The organism is Parasediminibacterium schistidii (assembly GCF_046546515.1).
GTDB lineage: Bacteria > Bacteroidota > Bacteroidia > Chitinophagales > Chitinophagaceae > Parasediminibacterium.
This window is the reverse complement of sequence record NZ_JBKHKJ010000015.1, coordinates 17,992-39,767: the sequence shown is the minus strand read 5'-3', so window position 1 is coordinate 39,767 and position 21,776 is coordinate 17,992. Positions and strand designations below refer to the sequence as shown.

The 21,776-nt window shown below is 39.5% G+C and carries 18 protein-coding genes; 6 read left to right on the top strand and 12 right to left on the bottom strand.

What is annotated here, in order from left to right; genetic code table 11:
* Positions 1–158 precede the first annotated feature (158 nt).
* A complete protein-coding gene (gene purL / locus ACHFIY_RS10200; protein WP_410845985.1) occupies positions 159–2,369 on the top strand; it encodes a phosphoribosylformylglycinamidine synthase subunit PurL in 2,211 nt (736 codons plus the stop codon).
* A gap of 17 nt (positions 2,370–2,386) precedes the next feature.
* On the opposite strand, the gene mnmE is transcribed toward purL, so the two are convergent.
* The 11 genes from mnmE to ACHFIY_RS10145 all read right to left on the bottom strand — a co-directional run bounded on the left by mnmE (position 2,387) and on the right by ACHFIY_RS10145 (position 14,526).
* Positions 2,387–3,769 (bottom strand): tRNA uridine-5-carboxymethylaminomethyl(34) synthesis GTPase MnmE, encoded by a 1,383-nt coding sequence (gene mnmE, locus ACHFIY_RS10195; protein ID WP_410845984.1) that lies wholly within the window; start codon positions 3,767–3,769, stop codon positions 2,387–2,389.
* A 73-nt stretch (positions 3,770–3,842) separates the two neighbouring features.
* A complete protein-coding gene (locus ACHFIY_RS10190) occupies positions 3,843–4,673 on the bottom strand; it encodes an energy transducer TonB (RefSeq protein WP_410845983.1) in 831 nt (276 codons plus the stop codon).
* A gap of 64 nt (positions 4,674–4,737) precedes the next feature.
* Positions 4,738–5,271 (bottom strand): ExbD/TolR family protein, encoded by a 534-nt coding sequence (locus tag ACHFIY_RS10185; RefSeq protein WP_410845982.1) that lies wholly within the window; start codon positions 5,269–5,271, stop codon positions 4,738–4,740.
* A 58-nt stretch (positions 5,272–5,329) separates the two neighbouring features.
* Positions 5,330–6,073 carry an ExbD/TolR family protein gene (locus ACHFIY_RS10180; protein WP_410845981.1) on the bottom strand — a complete coding sequence of 248 codons (744 nt, stop codon included), beginning with the start codon at positions 6,071–6,073 and terminating at the stop codon, positions 5,330–5,332.
* A gap of 59 nt (positions 6,074–6,132) precedes the next feature.
* Positions 6,133–6,987: a MotA/TolQ/ExbB proton channel family protein gene (locus tag ACHFIY_RS10175; protein ID WP_410845980.1), complete on the bottom strand. Its 855-nt coding sequence runs from the start codon at positions 6,985–6,987 to the stop codon at positions 6,133–6,135.
* A 109-nt stretch (positions 6,988–7,096) separates the two neighbouring features.
* Positions 7,097–8,155: a type IX secretion system ring subunit PorN/GldN gene (gene porN / locus ACHFIY_RS10170; RefSeq protein WP_410845979.1), complete on the bottom strand. Its 1,059-nt coding sequence runs from the start codon at positions 8,153–8,155 to the stop codon at positions 7,097–7,099.
* Between the two features lie 4 nt (positions 8,156–8,159).
* Positions 8,160–9,707, bottom strand: a complete 1,548-nt coding sequence (porM, locus tag ACHFIY_RS10165) for a type IX secretion system motor protein PorM/GldM (RefSeq protein WP_410845978.1) — start codon at positions 9,705–9,707, stop codon at positions 8,160–8,162.
* Positions 9,708–9,763: 56 nt separating this feature from the next.
* A complete protein-coding gene (porL, locus tag ACHFIY_RS10160; RefSeq protein ID WP_410845977.1) occupies positions 9,764–10,513 on the bottom strand; it encodes a type IX secretion system motor protein PorL/GldL in 750 nt (249 codons plus the stop codon).
* A 73-nt stretch (positions 10,514–10,586) separates the two neighbouring features.
* A complete protein-coding gene (porK, locus tag ACHFIY_RS10155) occupies positions 10,587–11,873 on the bottom strand; it encodes a T9SS ring complex lipoprotein PorK/GldK (protein ID WP_410845976.1) in 1,287 nt (428 codons plus the stop codon).
* A 205-nt stretch (positions 11,874–12,078) separates the two neighbouring features.
* Positions 12,079–14,127 carry a thioredoxin domain-containing protein gene (locus ACHFIY_RS10150; RefSeq protein WP_410845975.1) on the bottom strand — a complete coding sequence of 683 codons (2,049 nt, stop codon included), beginning with the start codon at positions 14,125–14,127 and terminating at the stop codon, positions 12,079–12,081.
* A 180-nt stretch (positions 14,128–14,307) separates the two neighbouring features.
* Positions 14,308–14,526, bottom strand: a complete 219-nt coding sequence (locus tag ACHFIY_RS10145) for a hypothetical protein (protein ID WP_410845974.1) — start codon at positions 14,524–14,526, stop codon at positions 14,308–14,310.
* A gap of 24 nt (positions 14,527–14,550) precedes the next feature.
* Here ACHFIY_RS10145 and atpD point away from each other — a divergent pair, with 24 nt between their 5' ends.
* The 5 genes from atpD (at position 14,551) to ACHFIY_RS10120 (ending at position 17,752) form a co-directional block, all read left to right on the top strand.
* On the top strand, positions 14,551–16,050 hold the full coding sequence (atpD, locus tag ACHFIY_RS10140) for a F0F1 ATP synthase subunit beta (protein WP_410845973.1): 1,500 nt from the start codon (positions 14,551–14,553) through the stop codon (positions 16,048–16,050).
* 85 nt (positions 16,051–16,135) lie between these two features.
* Positions 16,136–16,387: an ATP synthase F1 subunit epsilon gene (gene atpC, locus ACHFIY_RS10135; RefSeq protein WP_410845972.1), complete on the top strand. Its 252-nt coding sequence runs from the start codon at positions 16,136–16,138 to the stop codon at positions 16,385–16,387.
* A gap of 50 nt (positions 16,388–16,437) precedes the next feature.
* Positions 16,438–16,638 (top strand): hypothetical protein, encoded by a 201-nt coding sequence (locus tag ACHFIY_RS10130; RefSeq protein WP_410845971.1) that lies wholly within the window; start codon positions 16,438–16,440, stop codon positions 16,636–16,638.
* A 164-nt stretch (positions 16,639–16,802) separates the two neighbouring features.
* Positions 16,803–16,925, top strand: coding sequence for a hypothetical protein (locus ACHFIY_RS10125; protein WP_410845970.1), 123 nt, complete (start codon positions 16,803–16,805; stop codon positions 16,923–16,925).
* Between the two features lie 233 nt (positions 16,926–17,158).
* Entirely contained in the window at positions 17,159–17,752 is a 594-nt protein-coding gene (locus tag ACHFIY_RS10120) for a hypothetical protein (protein WP_410845969.1), read from the top strand.
* Between the two features lie 68 nt (positions 17,753–17,820).
* On the opposite strand, the gene ACHFIY_RS10115 is transcribed toward ACHFIY_RS10120, so the two are convergent.
* On the bottom strand, positions 17,821–21,618 hold the full coding sequence (locus ACHFIY_RS10115; protein WP_410845968.1) for an SNF2-related protein: 3,798 nt from the start codon (positions 21,616–21,618) through the stop codon (positions 17,821–17,823).
* Between the last annotated feature and the right edge of the window lie 158 nt (positions 21,619–21,776).

Here is a 21,776-nt window from a genome sequence, read left to right as displayed (position 1 = left end):
TTTTTGCAATCCCTCAATCAAAAACTAATTTTTCTGCAACCTTGCCTCTCGTTAAAACCTTTATAGTTCAATGGCTTACATTTGCGGCAACTGTTACAAGTAATAGAGATTAAGGCACACAGCTTTATACATTGTGCATCATCATTACCTCAAGAACAATGGAAATAACCGTACAAACCGCCCAGCAGCTCCGCCTTACGGCCGAGGAATTTGAAGTGATAAAGGAAAGAATGGGTCGTACCCCAAATTTTACAGAGCTGTGTTGTTTCAGTGCTATGTGGAGCGAGCATTGCAGCTACAAAAACTCTATCAAGTGGCTTAAGACCCTTCCACGGGATGGCGGCAAAATGCTGGTAGCCGCAGGCGAGGAAAATGCTGGGTTGATGGATATTGGCAACGGCTTTGGCGTAGTGTTTAAGATTGAAAGCCATAACCACCCTAGTGCCTTAGAGCCTTTCCAAGGTGCAGCCACTGGCGTGGGGGGCATACAAAGGGATATTTTTACCATGGGTGCAAGGCCTATCGCTTCGCTGAATAGCCTGCGTTTTGGCAATTTGAAAGACAAAAAAACGCAACATTTGCTAAGCGGGGTGGTGCATGGCATTGGCCATTATGGCAACTGCTTTGGCGTGCCTACGGTTGGCGGCGAAGTGTATTTTGAAGAATGCTACCATACCAACCCATTGGTAAACGCCATGAGCGTGGGTATTGTAGAAAAAGGGAAAACTGTAAGTGCCATTGCCCTTGGCGAAGGCAACCCTGTATTCTTTGTAGGCAGTGCCACAGGCAAGGATGGCATAGGCGGGGCAAGCTTTGCCAGTGCCGACATTACCAAAGACAGTGTGCAGGAGCTGCCCGCCGTGCAGGTGGGAGATCCTTTCCAAGAAAAGAAACTGCTGGAAGCCTGCCTGGAACTATTACAAACAGACGGCGTAGTGGGTATGCAGGATATGGGGGCGGCTGGTATTATTTGCAGCACGGCCGAAATGAGCGCAAAGGGTGGCGTGGGCATGAGGATAGACCTAGACAAAGTGCCTACCCGCCAGCAGGACATGAAAGCATGGGAACTGCTACTAAGCGAAAGCCAAGAGCGGATGTTAATGGTGGTGGAAAAAGGAAAAGAGGCAGCCGTGCTGAGCATATTTGAAAAATGGGACTTGAGTGCCAGCAATATTGGCGAAGTAACTACCGATGGGATGTTGCAATTTTACAGGCATGGCGTATTAGAAGCCATGCTGCCAGCGGAAGAATTGGTATTGGGCGGCGGTGCGCCTCAATATTCAAGGAACTACCATGAACCAAAATATTTTGAGCAAATAGCCGCTTTTAACCAAGATAACATACCAGATATTGCCAGCAAAGAGGAATTGAAGGCAGTGGTAGGTCAGGTAATACAGATACCCAACATTGCATCGAAAAGATGGATATATACCCAGTATGACAGCATGGTGGGTGCGGCAAATATGAGTACCAACGACCCAAGCGATGCCTCTATTGTGCTGGCGAAAGGCACAGGGAAAGCATTGGCCATGACGGTTGACTGCAACAGCCGTTATGTTTACGCTAACCCATACGTTGGGGGCATGATAGCCGTGGCAGAAGCTGCCCGCAATATCGTGTGCAGTGGCGGCGAGCCCTTGGGCGTAACCAACTGCCTGAACTTTGGCAACCCTTACGACCCCGAGGTTTATTACCAATTTGTAAAAGCAATAACGGGCATGGGTGATGCGTGCAGAAAATTCAACACCCCTGTAACAGGCGGCAATGTTAGCTTCTATAACCAGAACCCGGATGGGCCAGTTTACCCAACACCCACCATTGGCATGGTAGGGGTGTTGGATAATCCCGAGCAAAAAATGACCATGTATTTTAAAAATGCAGGGGCTGTTATTATACTGATAGGCAAACAAGCCAATGATATTGCTTCCTCCGAATACCTGCATAAAATAAAAGGGATTGAATATTCCCCTGCCCCGTATTTTGACTTGGAAGAAGAGTTTATCATGCAGCAGTTTGTTGCTAGCATCAGCCAGCAAGGTTTGATAGAATCTGCCCACGACATCAGCGAAGGGGGCTTGATTGTAAACTTGCTGGAAAGTGGTTTCCACAAAGGATTGGGCTTTGATGTACAATCTACTTCCGAAATAAGGCAGGATGCTTTTTGGCTAGGCGAAGCACAAGGAAGGGTGGTAGTAAGCACTAGTGAAGCACAAAAAGATAAGTTGAAGACAGTTTTGGCTGGATCCGGCTTGCCGTTTATTGAACTAGGTACTGTAACAGTAGGCACTGTAAGTGTAAATGGCGAAAACTGGGGAAATATCCAAGAATGGGGTGAAAAATATGACACGGCTATAGAGCAATATTTGTAAAATCATTTTTTTTGGGGTTACTTTCCTATACAGAATTTGGTAAAAATAAAATCTAATTGATCTTCATTCGTTACTTCACCTGTTATAAGTCCCAGGTAGTGGAGGCATTGCCTTATGTCCAGCGCTAGCAAATCGCCGGGCAAGTTATTGTCCATGGCTTGCTGCACATCTGCTAAAGCATTGCTCAATTTTTTAAGAGCTTCATAATGCCTAGCATTTGTTACAATTGTCGATTCTGTGTTTAATTTTCCGCCAATAGCCAAGCTAAGCAGTGTATGTTTTACCAAATCTATATTGGCATTTTGCTTTGCTGAAATAAAAATCAGGTCTTTGAAATTTGCAAATTGATTTGCAGTACCTTCAGTTTGCTGGTCGTGTTTATTGGCAACCAGTACATACTTTATTTTTTGTTTCTCAAAGTCTTGACACACTGTTGTTAGTTCTGCGGTGCTTGTTTCATTAACGTCAAACAGGTATAACACCAAATCGGCCATGCGCATTTTTTCATAGCTTTTATCTATTCCCAAATTTTCAACAACGTCTGCCTGGTGCGCCCTAATGCCTGCCGTGTCAATTAGCCTGAACAAAATGCCTTCAATATTTAGCACTTCTTCTATAGTATCCCTTGTAGTTCCTGCAATAGCACTTACAATAGCCCTATCCTCGTTTAAAAGTGTATTTAGCAAAGTTGACTTACCAGCATTGGGCTTGCCAATAATAGCTACTTGTACCCCATTTTTAATTGCATTACCAAAATGGAAAGATTCTAGTAATTGGTTAGTACTAAATAAAAGTGTAGCAATTAATTCTTGCAATTGTAACCTGTCAGCAAATTCTACATCTTCTTGGGCAAAATCAAGTTCCAACTCTATCATAGCAGAAAAGCGAATTAACTTTTCCCGCAACCCACTCAAGGTTTTAGAAAAACCTCCTCTCATGCTTTTTATAGCCGTATCCCTACTTGCATCTGTATTGCTTGCAATAAGGTCAGCTACAGCTTCGGCCTGCGTCAAATCTAGTTTTCCATTCAAAAAAGCTCTTTGTGTAAATTCACCAGGTTTTGCCAGCCGACAGCCGTTTTGAACCAAAGCATCTAATACTTTTCTTTGAACAAAAGGTGACCCATGGCAGCTAATTTCAATAATATCTTCTCCTGTGTATGAAGATGGATTCTTGAATATTCCAATTACCACCTCGTCTAGCACATCTTTCCCATTCCTTAGCAACCCCACATGCAAAGTGTGCGAAGGCTGGTTGCCCAATTCTTTTGACAGGAACATTGCATTTACAATTGAAATTGCCTTTGTCCCACTTATGCGTATTACGCCAATGGCTCCTATACCCTGTGGCGTAGCAAGTGCTACAATTGTATCCTCCCACCCACCTAACTTATCCTGCATTATAAGTAATTTAAAAATAAAAGAGCCTTCTCCTTAGAGAAAGCTCTTTTGCTATAGAATTTTATAAGCTTATTTATTCATCAGCAACCATAAAAGTAATTGCCTGTCTTGCACGGTAAGTAACATTCCTACCGTTTTGAACAGCTGGTTTCCAGGCTGGACCTTTTTTAATAACTCTTACAGCTTCTTCAGCAGTGCCATATTTAGGGTCATTTTCTGCTACTACGTCACTTATATTACCATTCTTGTCAACAATAAATGATACCACAACAGTATATTTTCCCGGAGGTGCAGAATTATCTGCTGGAAGATTGTTGTTTAAATTCTTCTGTAAGTACTTTACCCAAGCTGCCTGCCCACCAGGAAATTCTGCAACAATTTGAACAGAAGTAAATACTTTATCATAATCCTCTTCCTGTTTAGGAGCTTCTACGACACCAGTTCCTTTGCTTTCAACAGGTGGGGCTACAACACCTTCGTCTTTTGCACCTTCTTGGTTAATAGTACCAATTTTGGTATCTTCCATTTTAGCTACCTCTGGAGGTGGTTCTTTAACCTCTTCATCCTTTACTATCTTAGGTGGTGTAAACTTCGTAATTTCAACCTTCGGTGGCTCTTGCTTAGGGGGTGGCGGCGGTGGTGGTGGCTCTGGTTTTTTTTCATCTTTCTTTACATCCTCTAATGAAACATCTTGAACAATAATTTCATTTTTGGTGTTTTTCTTGAAAGAACTAGCCAAAATAGACCCTATAAAAATAAGCAATATAATAGCAATTGTAGTTAGCATTGCATATGTTATACGCTTATTGTATGACTTTCTCAGTTCATAAGCACCATATTCCTTGTTCTTACCATCAAAGATAATATCAAGTATATCAGCTGATAATATTTTATTAACTTCCATTTTACAAACTGCTTAAATACAATAAAACTTAAATTCCAGAGGTATAAAATTCAAAAAAATTAACTTATTTACTAGCAGCTTCCGTAGCTTTTACTAATTGATTTTCACCAACAGAAATATCAACAAGGGCGTACCTTTTTACAACATTAATTGCCATCTCATCTAGTAAATCAATGACATTCCTGTAAGTACATTCCTCATTAGGCTTTATTACAACGAAAAAATCTTTATCCGGAGTACTTCTTTTTTTTGCAATTATTACATTGCGTATGTCTTTGAATGATGATGAAAGAAAATTCTTTCCTGCAGGATCCAATGTGCTTTCATAATAAAAAACATGATTATCTTTTCCTAACAAAATAGTTAAGGCACCAGTCTCTTTAATTTTTGTTTCATCTTGAGGCTTGTCTGTATCTTTAGGCAAATTCAACTTGAAAGCCGTAGGCTGGCTCATAGTTGTAGTAAAGATAAAAAAAGTTATTAGGAGAAAGCCCAAATCAACCATCGGTGTCAAATCTATCCTAGTAGAGAGCTTTTTACTTTTTTTTACTCCTGGGCCTTTTTTATGGCCACCACCCGAGGTATCCATCTCTGCCATAACAAAAAATTTAGGTTATGCTGAAAAAATATTTTACTAAGATCAAATAGCTAAAAGATTACTCTTCTTTTGAAGACTGACCAGTTTTAGCAAATTCGTTCAACTTTGCCAAATCAGTTCCCAATGGTACACTTTCAGGATTAGTAACCATTTGGAATTTTAAAAAATCATTTTTCTTAAAAGCAACAAGCACATTTTGAAATGCTGGGTATTTCGACATATTGTCACCTTTTAATAACAAATTCATTTTTTGACCTCTGTAAGCATCATTAACAATACGCAACCATTCAGTCAATTCATTATTAATGCTATCTTTACATGGTATGCCTGGCAGTAGATTCCCTTTACGACCCTCCTCTGGAATTGCTAAAAAAGAACTCATCTGTGTAAAAGGAGCGCCATAAAAATTGGCTTTTGCAAACTTCTTCACATCCAAATTGAGGTTCTTGGTTGTATTCAAAGTTGTAGCAATATATTCTTTCTTAGATTCATCATCCATTGAAAGAAAAACTTTCCCATCTTTATCTATAGTTATTAAAACCAAATCTTTGTCTGGTGCTACTTTAGATGCAACAGAACTAGGCGTAACAACAGTAATAGCTTCAGAAGGCTTAAACTTTGTTGTTAAAATGAAAAAACTTAACAAAAGAAAAGCGACATCGCACATTGCCGTCATATCAATTGAAGTACTTTTTCTTGGTAATTTAGGTCTAGACATTTTCTCAACTTTATTTATACCAATGATTAAAATGATTTTATTAATTCTGACGATTAAACCCTTGCACAAAATACGAAGAATCATTTTTTTTTGTACCTATCCTTAAGATTCAAGTAGTACAAAATTCCATAAATAATTTACACTTATTTATAATTAGCTGCAAAACTTTGTGTAAGTGTAAAACCAGATTCATCTATACCATAGGTAATTGCATCGATACGAGTAGTAAATACATTATAAGTAATAATGGCTATTGCAGAGGTACCGATACCTAAAGCGGTGTTGTATAAAGCTTCGGATATACCTTGCGATAGCTTTTGAGCAGCCTCACCCCCACCACTATCACCTAATGCAGAGAATGAACGTATCATACCTAACACTGTACCTAGCAAACCAAGCAACGTTGCTACCGAAGCAATTGTGGACAAGAACACCAAATTCTTTTCAAGCATAGGCAATTCCAGTGCAGTAGCTTCTTCTACTTCTTTTTGGATATTTAATACTTTTTGCTCCGTAGTTAATTCAGTGTTGCTAATCATGTCCTTGTATTTATGCAAGCCCCCTTTCATGACGTTGCCTACTGCACCTTTTTGCTTGTCGCACTCAGCTATTGCTTTGTCAATTTCTTTGTTGGCTAAATGGAACTGCACTTTGCGTATAAACTCGGCAATATTGCCTGTCCCAGCAGCCTTAATAACTGTCAATAACCTTTCAATAACAAAGGTTAAAACAGTAAGGAAACAACCAATCAAAATAGGAACAATGATACCACCTAGGTACATTTTAGAAAAACTTCCGATAGGCCCTTCATGGTTAGGCCAAAAACCACCACTTGGATCGGGCTTGGTGAAATTACTAGCACTACCAATAACAAAACGCCAAATAATATAACCCATTAAAATACAAACCAGTGGCGCAATTGATGCGATAATGTTACTACTTTTTTTAACTTGTGTGGATGAAGTAGGCTTTACTCCTGTTGCTTTAATCTCAGCCATGATTTACTTTAATTAATTTTCAAGAAATTAGATACAAAAATGATAAGCAATAAAAATAATAATTAAAAAAAATAAGTATCTTTTTGTTTAGGAAAGATACTTATATAAGTTAATAAGACCACAAATCTTGCTCGTAATTAAAAATCTTTTCCTTTATTGCTTCGCCTTCCAGCAATACAAACAAAGAATTTTTGCCATATTTTTCTTTCAAACTTTGGTCGAATGGATTGTCCATAGTTGTTTTTGTTATATAACTACCAAACATCCTTTGTTCAAATAAGTCTTCCCAACTCATCCTTGCCCCAAAGTTTTTTGGATTGTAAACTTCATATTTAGCTAATGTTTCCCTTAAATCAGGGTAATATAACCAAAATAATTTAACCATTTGCCCTAAAGAAGTACCTTCAGAAGTTGTTAGTGGCATCATCGGGGCAATACCCAAAATTCTAGTAAATAGCCTAGAAGATTCTTTATCAAACACAACCTCTTCTTTTATTACATATTTATAAATAGAGTCTAAATCAGGTTCTTTGTTTACAACTTTACGTTTAATAACATTGCCCTCCATATCCTTTATATCAATAGTATCAGCTTTTTGACCGCCAGAAAACTTAGCCAAAGCTTGCTCTGTAGTTAAAGGGGTGGTGAACCTATCATCAAAATTTGCATCAAAAGCAACAACACCAGATTTAATGGCATTAATAAGGATAGAAATAAACCTTTGACTACCATTATTCTCTATTAGGGAATATCTGAATGGGAGATTAATTTTTTCCCTTGTGTCTATTTCCCTCCAAATCCTTTGCTTGTAAACTGCATCATCTTCCCTAATTTTTTTGTAGGTTAAAGGAGCCCTATCCTTTACCAAATTGCGTTCTATTGCATTATCATTACGCAAAGAAACTTTTGCTGAATCATTTATACCCCCACCAGAGCCTTTATTAGAAGCAATTTCAAGTGGTATATTAGAACCAGTATTACTAGTTTCAGGTGCTTTGGGTTGACTATCTTGGGAATTACTTGTAACACCTTTTTTAGGCTTTTTTGAACTACGGGTAGCCGCAGCAGCCCTAACAGGCTTTTTTTTGCCCTTCTGTGCATATAACATATTATTAAAGCTTACAGAAGATAACCATACCAAAGACAATACTAAAAGAAACTTCTTCATACTATTAATTTAAATTAAATGCAATTGTAGGCAAAGACCTAGTACGCCCATCGGGTCCTACAGCCTTAATATTGTCAATAAACACAGCCGTACCCTTTACACATCTATCAATTACACCTCTTGCTTCAGAACCAAACTCGGCACCATTATTCTGTGCAATACCAGGATTTTCACTAAACCCTTTGCCAGTGGCAATCACTTGATAATTAACAACCTTATATTTAACACCTTCAAATATAAAATTTTCTAATTCAGCCCTAACACCCAGCTGAGCCTTAAATTCATTTGCAGCCATTTTACCACCTTTACTGGACCCAATCATAGCAACAGGATCAGGAATTTGTTTTACCCTAAATTTAAAAGGTGTACTTGCACCGCCATCAACATTAACAGTAACAATAGCTTCTGTACCACTGGTAACGGTAACGTCATATTTACCCGCACCATCACCAGGAGCAATAGAGCCATTACTGATAGAAACATGTGTTTTTTCAGCTCCCGCAGTACCACCAGACACCGTAATTGGATTTTTCAATCCTACATAAAAAACCTTAGTGGCATCTGCACTTACACTAGCACCAGTTGGTGAACCCACAGTGTACTTTATCTCTTTAGTCAAAGTACCTTTTTCACCGTTTGGTTTTAGAAAATTGATAGTAACATTTTTTGAGTAAGAACCTGGACCTCCAACTTTAGTTTTATATTCCGCAACCCCGTCTGCGTTTAGAGCAATACTAGAACCATCAATGGAAACAATAGGCTTTGCAGCACTACTGAAAGCCCCAACGCCACCAGTAATTGTCAACTCTTGATCTGGCATTAAATATTCAGAACTTTGACTAGCTATAGCTTGGAATTTGTCAAATACAATTTTAACTGCCCCAATTTTTTTATGGCATGCCTCTACAACTTCAGCTTCACTATTCTTTACGTCATTTTGAAATTTACTCAAAATAGTTACAGCCGCTACAGTAGGTGTCATATGGAAATAACTGTATGCCCAATCTCCTTTTACTTTGCTGCTAGTTTCTGGTATAGTCAAATCTAATGGAAGATTAGCTTCTACTTCTGCCCTAATTACTGGATCTATTGCAAGTAATTGTTCCTTATACTCAGTCAACTTTTGCAATAATTCTTCACCACGTTTTTTTGCTTCCGGACCTTCAACAAAATATTTAGTTGCTGCATCCAAATTATCATAGCTATAAACATTTTTGCCATCAACAACTTTAGGCTTAGACTTTTTTATCAATTCAGCCTTTATTCCATCTAAGTAAGTTGAAAGACCTTCTGCTAACTCTTTTGCCTTCAACGCTTTTGGTGCCCATACTGCTGCTGAATCCTTTGTTCTAGGATCTTTCAACATCTCTTCAAAAGATGTGAAAAGCGTTTGATTTTTTTTGTCCGTTATTCCATTAGAAGTTAACAAACTATTATTTACCGTTTTAAATGCATTCAAGATTTCGGCAGATACATTCAATGCTAACAATGCAGTTAGCACCAAATACATCACGTTTATCATCTTTTGCCTAGGTTCTTTAGGTAATGACATACTTAATTATTTATTAATTTTTGTTTCCTTTAATCGTTCAAATTATGAATTTAAGACTAGCGCCCTTGCATAGCCGTAAGCATGTTGCCATACACTTGGTTCAATTTACTCAAGTTATTAGCCAAAGCCGAAATTTGTTCTTTTGCTTTTACAGCATCTACAGCACTGCTTTGCATTGCGGCAGCCACTTGCTCTAATTTTCCATAGAATTGATTGATTGCTTTCAAGTGATTGTTGCTTTCTTGCAGTTCTAATTCATATATAGTATTTACAGAAGCAAGATTTTTAGTCAAGGTTTGTATTTGACCGTGGAATTGCTTGGTACTTTCAGCAGCACCATTAAAAGAAGACAAAGAAGCAGTTGCAGTATTTGCAGCACCAGAAATTGCACCTAAGGAGTCAGCAGCCAATTTAGTTTTTGCACTAAAGTCGCCAGTTGATTTTACAACATCGCTGATTTCGCCCATATTACTTACAGTAGTACCTAATTTTTTAAAGCCATCGCTCAATTTGGAAAGATTAGTTGGAGTGATGTCTGCTTCAGAAAGCATTTTCTCCATTGTTTTTAAAGCAGGGTTGCCTTTAACTTGTTCAACTGGTGCAACTGCATGTCCAGCATCGGGTGGCGGTAAGATAGCGTAAACTAGAAATATTAAAGCTTCTGTACCTAAGCCAATTGGCAAAATGATATCAGAACCTTCATAGTGCTGAATTTTGAAAAGGGCACCAATAATTACGATTGCTGCACCCACACATACGAAAACATTTAAAAGCCTGTTACCCAATGGAGAAATTCCTGCTGACATGATACTTAATTTTTGTTGTTTGTTTAAATTGTTTGTTTTTATAAACGATAAATACTTAAAAATAGAAATGAAATTATCTGCCCCTTGGCACTAAATCAATAACGCAACGGAAACCTATGTACGATTTTGCTGTATCTTGATATTCATAGCTTCTAGTACTTGTTTGCAAATAAAACCCTACATCTTTCCAGCTACCACCCCTTACCACTTTTCTTTTCATTCGTGGCGGATCAGAATCTTTTGCATCATAGCGCACATCAGGGCTCATATCGTGCATAAAGTTGTAAGAACTTTCATTAAAATAAGATCCGGTCCATTCAGCAACATTTCCAGCCATATTAAACAAGCCAAACCCATTAGGCCAATAGGCATCTACCCGTACTGTGTAAAAACCACCATCTTCTGCATAGTTACCCCGTCCTGGTTTAAAGTTTGCAAGTAAACATCCTTTTTTGTTTCTTAAATAATAATTACCCCAAGGATACATAGAATTTGACCTACCACCACGTGCTGCGTATTCCCACTCTGCTTCACTTGGCAACCTGAAATCACTTTCAACAGCCATTTTCTTTTTTTCGAGATAAGTATTCAAATACTTAGTCCTCCAATTACAAAACGCAACAGCCTGTTTCCAGTTCACCCCAACAACAGGATAATTGCCAAAAGAAGGGTGAGCAAAATAACGCTTAGTCATTGGCTCATTGTAGGAGTAAGCAAAAGAATTCATCCACACTGTAGTGTCTGGGTAAATAGCCACTTTATGAGGATCTACAAATGATAATGGGTTTTTCTTGAAAGCCTCCCTATTTTCAGCATAGGCAGCCTCTGGCTTCATCTGAGAATAAAAATAAATCAATTTTTCAGGGTTGAAAAAAGGCTTTGTGCTTTGTGCATCTACTTTAATGAAGTAACCAGCACCTGCCAACTGATCCCTGAATTTAGGGTCTTCGTATTTTATATTTTTTATTTGGTTCCAATGAACAGATGTATCATAATATGGCGCACCTAGCATTACGGCAACGCAAGAATCCCTAACCCAATTAACAAACTGGCGGTATTTGTTATTAGTCAATTCTGTTGCATCCATCCAAAAACCTGGTATAGACACCTCCCTGTTCCTTGAAGTGAAGGTATAATTAATATCTTCATCGCTTGGCCCCATGTGAAAAGTCCCAGGCGGCACATACACCATGCCCAAAGGCATAGTCATGCTCATCTTTGCGCTAGGTGCAATGCCATGCACTTGGCCATCATCTATCACCCCGCCTTTTTTAGATGAGCCACTTTTACCCTTACAACCCGCAAAGCCAAAAGCAAGTACAGTAGTTATAGTAATAAAAAACAAATAATTTTTAATCATAAAAAATAATTACTAAGTATCGCAAATATATAGTTTACCCCGAAATTTAAATCAAGTTTAAAATTATTAATCTTCCTAATAAAGAACAAAGCATTTAAGCCCACTTAAACTTTTTTATAAACAAATCATCAATCATTTATATTTTACACATTTCAATCTCTTCGTGCAAAATAATACATTTTACAATGTGATACTTATTTTTTTCCTATAAAAACCCTAAAAAAACATCAATATCGTGTACTTCTCTTGAGCATGAATAGTTTTCGCAAAGATAGAACGTGCTATCGGCAACAACCATTTTGCACGCAAGTAAAGGATAATTTCCCATTTCTTTATTTGCCGTTTGTAATATTTTATTAGGAATGTACTTTTTTAACATTTTTGGCAAATCTTTTAAGATTTGATGCCCTGTTAATACAATTTCCTTTGTGCCATTGCCAATGTTTTGCATTGCACAAGCCCAAATACCAAACGATGTAGGGTAGCGTACAATGGCCGTTTCTAATGAGTGTATCATTTGCAATGACCTTTCTCCCCAGCTATTTTCGTCGAAAATAATTGATAAGTAATGCAGGTTGCCAGCCATTATTGCATTGCCAGACGGCACAGCACCATCATAAACTTCTTTTTTCCTTACTATCACATCTTCCTGATGAAGATGGGTATAGTAAAAATAGCCAGTGCCTTCCTCGCTGAAATAAAGCGTTACAAACTGCGTTAATTCCCTTGCATGTTCCAAATATAGGGAGTTGCCGCTTATTTCCTGCAAATGAATATATGCTTGTATCAAATATGCATAGTCATCTAGGAATGCATTGATTTTTGCTTTGCCCGCTTTGTAAGTATGCCAATAACTGCCATCTGTATTTTTTAACTTTTCCTCTACAAATGCAATCGCCCTCACGGCCTTCTCCTTATACTGTATTTCCCCAAGTGCTGCATATGCTTTGCAATAGGCAGTTATCATCAAAGCATTCCAGCCTAGCAGTATTTTGTCATCCAATTGTGGCCTTACCCGCTTGTTTCGCTGCATTAGCAGCAATGCTGAGGCATTTTTTAACAAAAAATGCAGCCTTTCTTCTTCAATGCCATTTTCTGCTGCAAAGTCCTTGGCGTTTTTTTGCACCCACAATATGTTGCTATTTTCCCAATTCCCGCTTTCTGTAACATCGTAATAAGCACAAAAAACCTTGCTTTCCTCTTTTCCAAGTATTTTTTCAACCTCCTCTTTGCCCCAAACATAAAACTTCCCTTCCACCCCTTCGCTGTCAGCATCCAAGGCACTATAAAAGCCCCCATCTTGGCTTTGCATCTCCCTTTCTATAAAACCTAGTGTTTGCCTTATGGCATTTGCGTACACTAGGCTTTCTGTTATTTGATACGCTTCTGCCAATACGTTTATCAGCAAAGCATTGTCGTACAGCATTTTCTCGAAATGGGGGGCAAGCCATTCATTGTCTGTGCTATACCGTGCAAATCCACCGCCTAGCTGGTCGTATATACCCCCACAAATCATTTTGTCCAAGCTCAGCAGAGCCTGTTTCAAAGCATTCTCATCTTTTGTAAAATGATAGTGCCTTAGTAAATATTGTATAGTAAATGTCTGGGGGAACTTTGGAGCTTTGCCAAAACCGCCTTTTACTGTGTCTGCTTGTTTCAAAAGGTTTCCTGCAATCAATTGCAGGTTTTCTTGCGAAAAAAACACATCTTTTACTTCCGATGGTGCCGATAAGCCAAAACCATTTGCATCTAGCAAATGCCCGGTAAGCTTTTCTGCTTGCTCCTCTACCTCGTCTCTTTTTTCAGCAAACAATTGCTGTATGTTCATCAGCACCTCTTTCCAGCTGCTCCTATTATAAGCCCTTACTGGCGGGAAATAGGTGCCGCCAAAAAAAGGTTTCTTATCTGGGGTTAAAAAAACATTCAATGGCCACCCCCCACTGCCAGACATTGCCTGCACTGAGTCCATGTATATATGGTCTAGGTCAGGCCGCTCTTCCCTGTCTATTTTTATGTTGACGAAGTACTTGTTCATTATCTCAGCGGTGCGCTCGTCTTCAAAGCTTTCCCGCTCCATCACATGGCACCAATGGCAAGCAGCATAGCCAATGCTTACCAAAATAGGCTTTCCTTCAGTTTTAGCTTTGCGCAGCGCCTCCTCGCCCCAAGGGTACCATTCCACCGGGTTGTGGGCATGTTGCAGCAAATAAGGGCTTGTTTCGTTTATTAAATGATTGGTATGCTGATGTTCCATAATTATTAAAAAATCTCTACCCATCAAAACTACAACTTGAACTGGCAAATCTTGCAAAACCAAATCTTTTAAATTGGCTGGCAAGCATACCTCCAAGAAAACTTTCTATTAGTGGCAACCGTTAATATTCATAATAGCACAGCGTAAAATTAACAGTGTTTTTTGCTCAACTATCCCGTACTATACTGTTTTACTCAAAAGTTGCAATCTACCCCTCCCTGCCCCTTTACCTAATGCCTCCTTGCCTCCCTCCCCCCTTTGTCTTACGTCCCTTTCCCTTTCCTTTCCATCCTTTTTTTTATTTTTCAATTTGCTTATTAACAGCATACCCTTACTTTTGCAGCCGAATTGTGGAAGCACATTAACAAAAGCTTGTAATAATTCACTTTTTATCTTCATAAATTTTAAAACACTTACTGTATTATGGCTTCTGTAGGTAAGATCAAACAAATCATTGGCGCAGTAGTGGACGTACACTTCCCCAATGACAATGTATTGCCAGATATTTACAACGCTTTGGAAATAACCAAAGACAATGGCGATAAACTAATTTTGGAAGTACAACAACACCTTGGTGAAGACAGTGTGCGTACCATTGCGATGGAAGGTACCGAAGGTCTTGTGCGTGGGATGGCAGTAGTAGATACAGGTATCCCTATTGCTATGCCAGTAGGTGAAGGCATCAACGGCCGTTTGTTCAACGTTACAGGCGATGCCATTGATGGTTTACCACAATTGAGCAAAGTAGGTGGCCGCCCTATCCACAACAAACCACCAAAGTTTGAGGATTTGAGCACTGCTACTGAAATACTATTTACCGGTATCAAAGTAATTGACCTGATTGAGCCTTATGCAAAAGGTGGTAAAATCGGTTTGTTTGGTGGTGCGGGTGTAGGTAAAACTGTATTGATCCAAGAATTGATTAACAATATCGCTAAAGGTTACGGTGGCTTGTCTGTATTTGCAGGCGTGGGCGAACGTACCCGTGAAGGAAATGACCTATTGCGTGAAATGATTGAAGCTGGCATCATGAACTATGGTGACAATTTTAAACATAGCATGGAAGAAGGCGGATGGGATTTGAGCAAAGTAGATTTGGAAGGATTGAAAGAAAGCAAGGCTACTTTCGTATTCGGACAAATGAACGAACCGCCAGGTGCCCGTGCAAGGGTTGCCCTAAGTGGTTTAACGGTTGCTGAATATTTCCGTGATGGTGATGGCACAGGCAAAGGAAAGGATATCCTTTTCTTCGTTGATAATATCTTCCGTTTCACACAGGCAGGTTCTGAGGTATCGGCTTTGCTAGGTCGTATGCCATCTGCGGTGGGTTACCAACCAACATTGGCTACTGAAATGGGTCTGATGCAAGAGCGTATCACTTCTACCAAAAACGGTTCTATTACCTCTGTACAAGCGGTATATGTACCCGCGGATGACTTGACCGATCCGGCTCCGGCTACAACATTTGCCCACTTGGATGCAACTACGGTACTAAGCCGTAAAATTGCAGATTTGGGTATCTATCCTGCTGTGGATCCTTTGGATTCTACTTCACGTATCCTTACTGCTGCTATCGTTGGCAACGAACACTACGACACGGCCAACCGTGTAAAATTGATTTTACAACGTTATAAGGAATTGCAAGATATCATCGCTATCCTAGGTATGGACGAGTTGAGCGATGAAGATAAAACAACTGTATCTCGTGCAAGGAAGGTACAACGTTTCCTAAGCCAGCCTTTCCACGTAGCTGAGCAGTTCACTGGTTTGAAAGGCGTATTTGTAAGTATTGAAGATACCATCCGTTCATTCAATGCAATATTAGATGGCGAGGTTGACGAATACCCAGAAGCGGCTTTTAACTTGGTAGGTACGTTGGAAGATGCTATTGAGAAAGGCAAGAAAATGATGGCGCAAGCGTAGCCCCCATCCCCTAAAGGGGGAAGGGAACGCGTGTTGAATCAAATCATTGAATTAAAATTAAAATTCCCCTTTAGGGGATAGGGGTATGACTTTAGAAATATTAACACCAGAAAAGAAAATATATAGCGGTACTGTTTACGGCGTGCAGCTTCCGGGTATTGATGGTTTGTTCGAGGTATTGAACAAGCACGCCCCTTTGGTAAGCGCATTATCTAAAGGCAACCTTAAAATATTGAAAGACAAAACAAGTTTTGAAACCTATACCATACAAAGCGGATTTGTAGAAGTATTGGACAACAAAGTAACTGTTTTGGTTGAAGGTGCTGTGTTGGTATAATATTTACAATATTTATAAAGAAAGCCATCCATTAGCGTAATAGCTGATGGGTGGCTTTTTTTGTTTTAGTTATTATCTTTACAAAAAAAAGGCATGAAAGAACAGCAAAAAAAAAGAGGCACGTATTAGCCCTACCGCAATTAAAAAAAGCAACACCTAAAGCAATAAAAATAAAACTTGAATCAGGCACAGTAGAAGCCATGAAACTTGCAGATGCCCTGGCAAAAAAAATGAACTATCAATATGGCTAAAAAGTTAGCACCACCAAAAGTTTGTCCCCCAAAAGCCGTCAAATCAATTATAACCTTAAAACAGTCATAATAAAATTCTTCTTCTTCTTGTTGCTTGCAGTTGTGGTAGCCAATCTTATTTCGCAGAAAAAACGCTTGGGCAAGCAAAAGGGAGCGATGATTTTTTGCACACAGAGAATGTGTTGCTGGTTGACAAGCAATTGCGCATAAGGGGCATTTACAACGGCACTTTGCCTTTTGACATGGAACAATTGATAAAAGACATCAGGCAACTGGAAGTGGAATAGCAAAGGTTTAACTAAAAACTAAAAGTATTTCATCTTTTAGTTTTTACATTTTTTGAACTTAAATGAAATAAAAATAAAAAAGCAGGGTCTTTTGTTGCATTATTGTTTAATTATTAAATGAATAATTAAGTAAATCAATTTTAAAAAAATATGTAGTTTAAAAATATACGACTTGATTTGCATTTTGGTTCGGGATTTGTATTATTGGTAAATAGAATCTAAAGCAAACGTTTATGAACGCAATAACAAACGTATTGAACCCTAGGCAGCAATTTTATCAGTCCATTTTTAATACTGCTTCTGGCAGGGTTATAAACTTGGACAATCCCACCCGGGAAATGATTAATATAGAAGATATAGCCAATAGCCTTAGCAAAAAATGCTTGTTTGGCGGGCATACTTCCCACTTTTATTCTTTTGCACAACATAGTGTATTGGTTGCAAAAATGATTGAAAGCAGCCAGCCTACTAAAAAAGGCCGGCATTTGCTGGAAGCATTATTGCATAATGCAAGCAAAGCCTACTTGGGTGACTTTATAAAACCTGTTGAAAAAACATTGCATCCTGTTTTTAAACGCATCAGGCATGCCATTGCAGCTAAGTTTGGGCTGAACCAATCTGCCCGTACCCAAGCCCTTATTAATAAATACGAAAGCAAGGCAATGGAACTAGAGCGGATTGCTTTTCAGGAAGGCAATACAGAACCATTAATCGCTGAGTTTAAAAAATATGGCTTGTACCTTGGTGGTGCTTCTAACTGGAGTGTGCTGGATGCAAAGTTGTTATTCCTTAAAACATTTAAAGAAATGGGGGTGGGAGTAGATTAAAGATAGGAATAGCCAATAATTTAAAAATAAAAAAGAGGCTGGAAAAACCAGCCCCTTCGATAAATCCCCTACGAAAACAAATACTCCACATCTTCCCGGCTGAGGCTTTTTACAAAACCTTCATCATCGGTTATGAGGTCACGTGCTAGCGCTCGCTTGCGTTCTTGTAGTTTTAATATTTTGTCTTCTACTGTATCTGTACAAATCATCCGGTAAGCAAATACGTTTTTGGTTTGTCCTATGCGATGCGTACGGTCAATGGCTTGCTGCTCCACGGCAGGGTTCCACCAAGGGTCCACTATATATACATAGTCGGCAGCAGTAAGGTTCAGCCCCACGCCACCTGCTTTTAAAGAAATTAGGAAAACACGGCAAGTATCGTTGTTCTGGAAATTTTGTATAGCCCTTTCCCTTTCTATGGCCGTGGTGCTGCCATCAAAATATTCAAAAGGCACGCCTAAATCACGCAGTTTCTCTTTTATCAAAGCCAGCATTCCCAAGAATTGGGAGAACACAAGGGCTTTGTGGTTGCTAATGTTTTCAGTTATTTCGCGGCCTATTTCTTCCAGCTTTACAGACACATTTGGGTAGCGTTCCGACTCGTTCATGATATAGGGGCTGTCGCAAATTTGGCGCAGCTTCATCAACCCTTGCAATATGGTCAATTGCGATTTGCCAACCCCTTGTGAATCAACCACGCCCAATATTTTGTCCCTAAAGTCATTACGGAAAGCATCGTATATTTTGCGCTGCTCGCTGCCCATTTCGCAGAACAATACCATTTCCTGTTTCTCGGGCAAGTCTTTGGCCACTTGTTCCTTAGTCCTCCTTAAAATAAAAGGATACAGCAACCTGCGTAGATGTTCTTTTTGTTCCTTTTCGCCAAACTTGTCAATGGGTATCGCAAATTCTTGTTTAAAGAACTCCACGCTGCCCAACATGCCGGGGTTCAGGAAGTTCATCTGGGCAAATATGTCGAATGTATTGTTCTGCAATGGCGTACCGCTTAGGCAGAGGCGGTTTTTCGCCCTTAGCAGGCAAGCCGCTTTTGCTACTTTGCTGCTTGGGTTTTTAATGGCCTGGCTTTCATCTAGCACCACATAGTCTAGGTTAAGGTCCACAAATTGTTTTATATCGCTTCGCAGCGTGCCATACGTGGTAATAATCACGTCTATATGGTCTTGCTGCAAGCTCTCCCTAAGGCGACTACCACCATGGTGAATATAAAAGGTAAGCGTTGGCGTAAACTTTATTATTTCATTCTGCCAGTTGTACATCAGTGTGGTAGGGCAAACCACCAATGCTTTCAGCGTGCCTAGTTCTTGCTTTAAATGATAGATATAGCTAAGTGCCTGTATTGTTTTGCCAAGCCCCATGTCATCGGCCAATATGCCGCCCCAGTTCACTTCGCGCAAATAATTCAGCCAGCGGAAGCCACTTTCCTGATAAGGCCTTAAAATAGGCTTTAAATGGGCTGGTGCTTCAATATCTTTTATCGCAAAGTTTTCTTTTAGGTTCTCGTATTTTTCTTCGAGCTCAAAGAATAATTCTTCCTCGTTCCTTTCGTTGTACAGTTCTTCTATCACGCTAAAATGATAGCGACTTAGCTTGATGTTGGTCGATTTGCCTTCGCCTACCCTGAACAGCAACGAGTATTTTTTCAACCATTCCTCTGGCAAAATACCCAACGAGCCATCTGCAAGCTGCACATATTGCTGCTTGCTCATCAGTGCTTTTTTAATATCGTCAACCGTTACCTGCTGGTTGCCAAAGCTTATTTCTATCTTGGCATCAAACCAATCGGTGTTGCTGCTGATGAATATTTTGGTGGAAGGCTTTGCAGTGTTGAACCGGAAATGTTTCAGCGCATCGAAACCATAAATGGTTACGCTCATGTCTTTCACGGCATCAATAAATAGAAAGAACCAGTTGTCTTTCAATACATCCACGCCTTTCAGTGCAAGGTTGTTGGTGTCTGCAGGCTTTATAAAGTTGGAGTGCAGGTTTTCTATGCGTTTTACAAAAGCATTTTCAGCTTCTATGTTCCGCTGTATCACCAATAGTTTTTCTGCTACAGGCAATATTATTTTTTCTTTGTCCGAATGCCTTATTTCATAACCCTTGTAGCTAAATATGGGTTCTAATACTAAATAATCGCCTTTTTCTTTCAGCAATATCTTGCAATCGGGCAATACATCTTTTATCTCCTCTTTTTCAAGGTTGCCAAAATTTACATTATAAGTTTTGCTTAGTGGCAGCACAAAATCCTGAAGCTTGGTAGCCCAGGCCCGTTCTTGTATTACCATTTTGCCAGTTGGCAAAAACTTGCTTGCCACCGCTACGTCTTCACTGTTTTCCCAAGTGAAAAATTGGTTGTGGTATTGGAAAAGCAGTGGACTAGAACATTCGTTTTCTTGTATGTCCAGCTCTGCCAAAGGCAGTTTCACATAGCATTCTATGGTATAAGTGCCATTTTCATAATAAATGGTAAAAGCCGGGGAAATAAACGTGGCCGAAAATTCAGCCTGCTGCAGGTTGGCTGTGATAAATGGCTTGCCTGCGGGCAGGTAAAATAGGAAGTTGCTGCCTGCCAGCTCACCTAGCAATTTCTTGTACTTGGGGTGCAGGTATTCATTGATGATGTTGCGGGTTTCCTCGGGCAACTCGTCATTGTCTTGCTGTATAATGTTTTCCCAAACGCCCGTGAAGGGCGAGTTGCGGTTAAGGTATTTGTTTACCTCTATGCCCATCAGCTTGCGCAACTGCTGCACCATTATTTTATCGTCTTCATTAAACACTTCTGTATTAATGAATTTGTTCAGATCTATCTTTTCTATTTTCCCTGTATATTTAGAAAAATCATCGTCCGTTTCTGCCTGTACCGCCTCTATTGTTATATATGGGTATTGCTGTTGGTTGGTGGTTACTACCAGCCCTAGTTTAAAAGCCGCTTTTTGCATGGCAGGCGATGCTACCGCAACAGATTCGTAGGCTTCTTGGTGTTGTAGCTTTTGTTCTACTGCTAATACTGGCTTGGGCTTTATGATGTCAACTGGCCCCACGGTGGCTGCTATTTTTTGTATAGAACTGTCCAGCACCCTTAAAAAAGGCTTGCCTTCGGTATAGGTAAATTCAAACTTCCCTTTTAAATCATCGCTTAGCGAATAGCCATATAGGCTCAATAATTTATTTTTTACGGCATCCCAATTACGTATCGTGTCAAAATAATTAGCACCTTTTGCTTTTAGCAATTGCATGAACACGATGGTCTTGTGTACGCACAAGGGGTGCTTAGTATCGCTGCTGCAAGTGCAACTGGTATCAAAATTCCGTTCTTCGTTTTTTTGGATGATTAGTTTAAACGTAGTGCCATCTATTGCCACTTCTGCTACCACCCGCTCTTCTTTAGCGCTAGCTATTTTGGCTTTGTTGCCACCAGCAATAAAAACTTCTGCTGCTGTAAATGTTTCTGGGCTTGAAAGCATCCGTATCACTTTCAAGTCTAGCTGCTTCATTTTTACGACCGTGTGCTTCTGGTCATATATCAGTTCCCTTTCGCCCAACATGTTCCTGTCCATCAGGTCTTGCAGGGTAAACAAAGCCCCTGCTTTGTGCCTGCATATCTCGCTAAGGTTGTATGGGCAGGTGCAGCGCAGTTTTAGTGTAGCTGGGTCTTTAAAATGCGTTATGTACACTTTGTAATAGATGGAGTAGTTGTCATCTTTCACTCTGAAGGTGATAGATGACATTAATTCGTCGTACTCCATAAGGTCCACATGCCCAGACGAATAGATTTTTTTTCCACGACGGATTACTTCCTCGGAACCATTGTTGTAGATATGCTTGACGAGATAAGGTAAAGCCATTTAATATAAGGAATTGATTTTACAACCAAGCTAACTGCTAGCCGATACTGTAAAAAATGCAAGTTACAAAGGTATAGTCAAGATACACAGCCTAAGAAGGAATAATTTATATTTATTAACGAAATTGGTTATTAATGGTGGGTTTGCATAGTAAATTA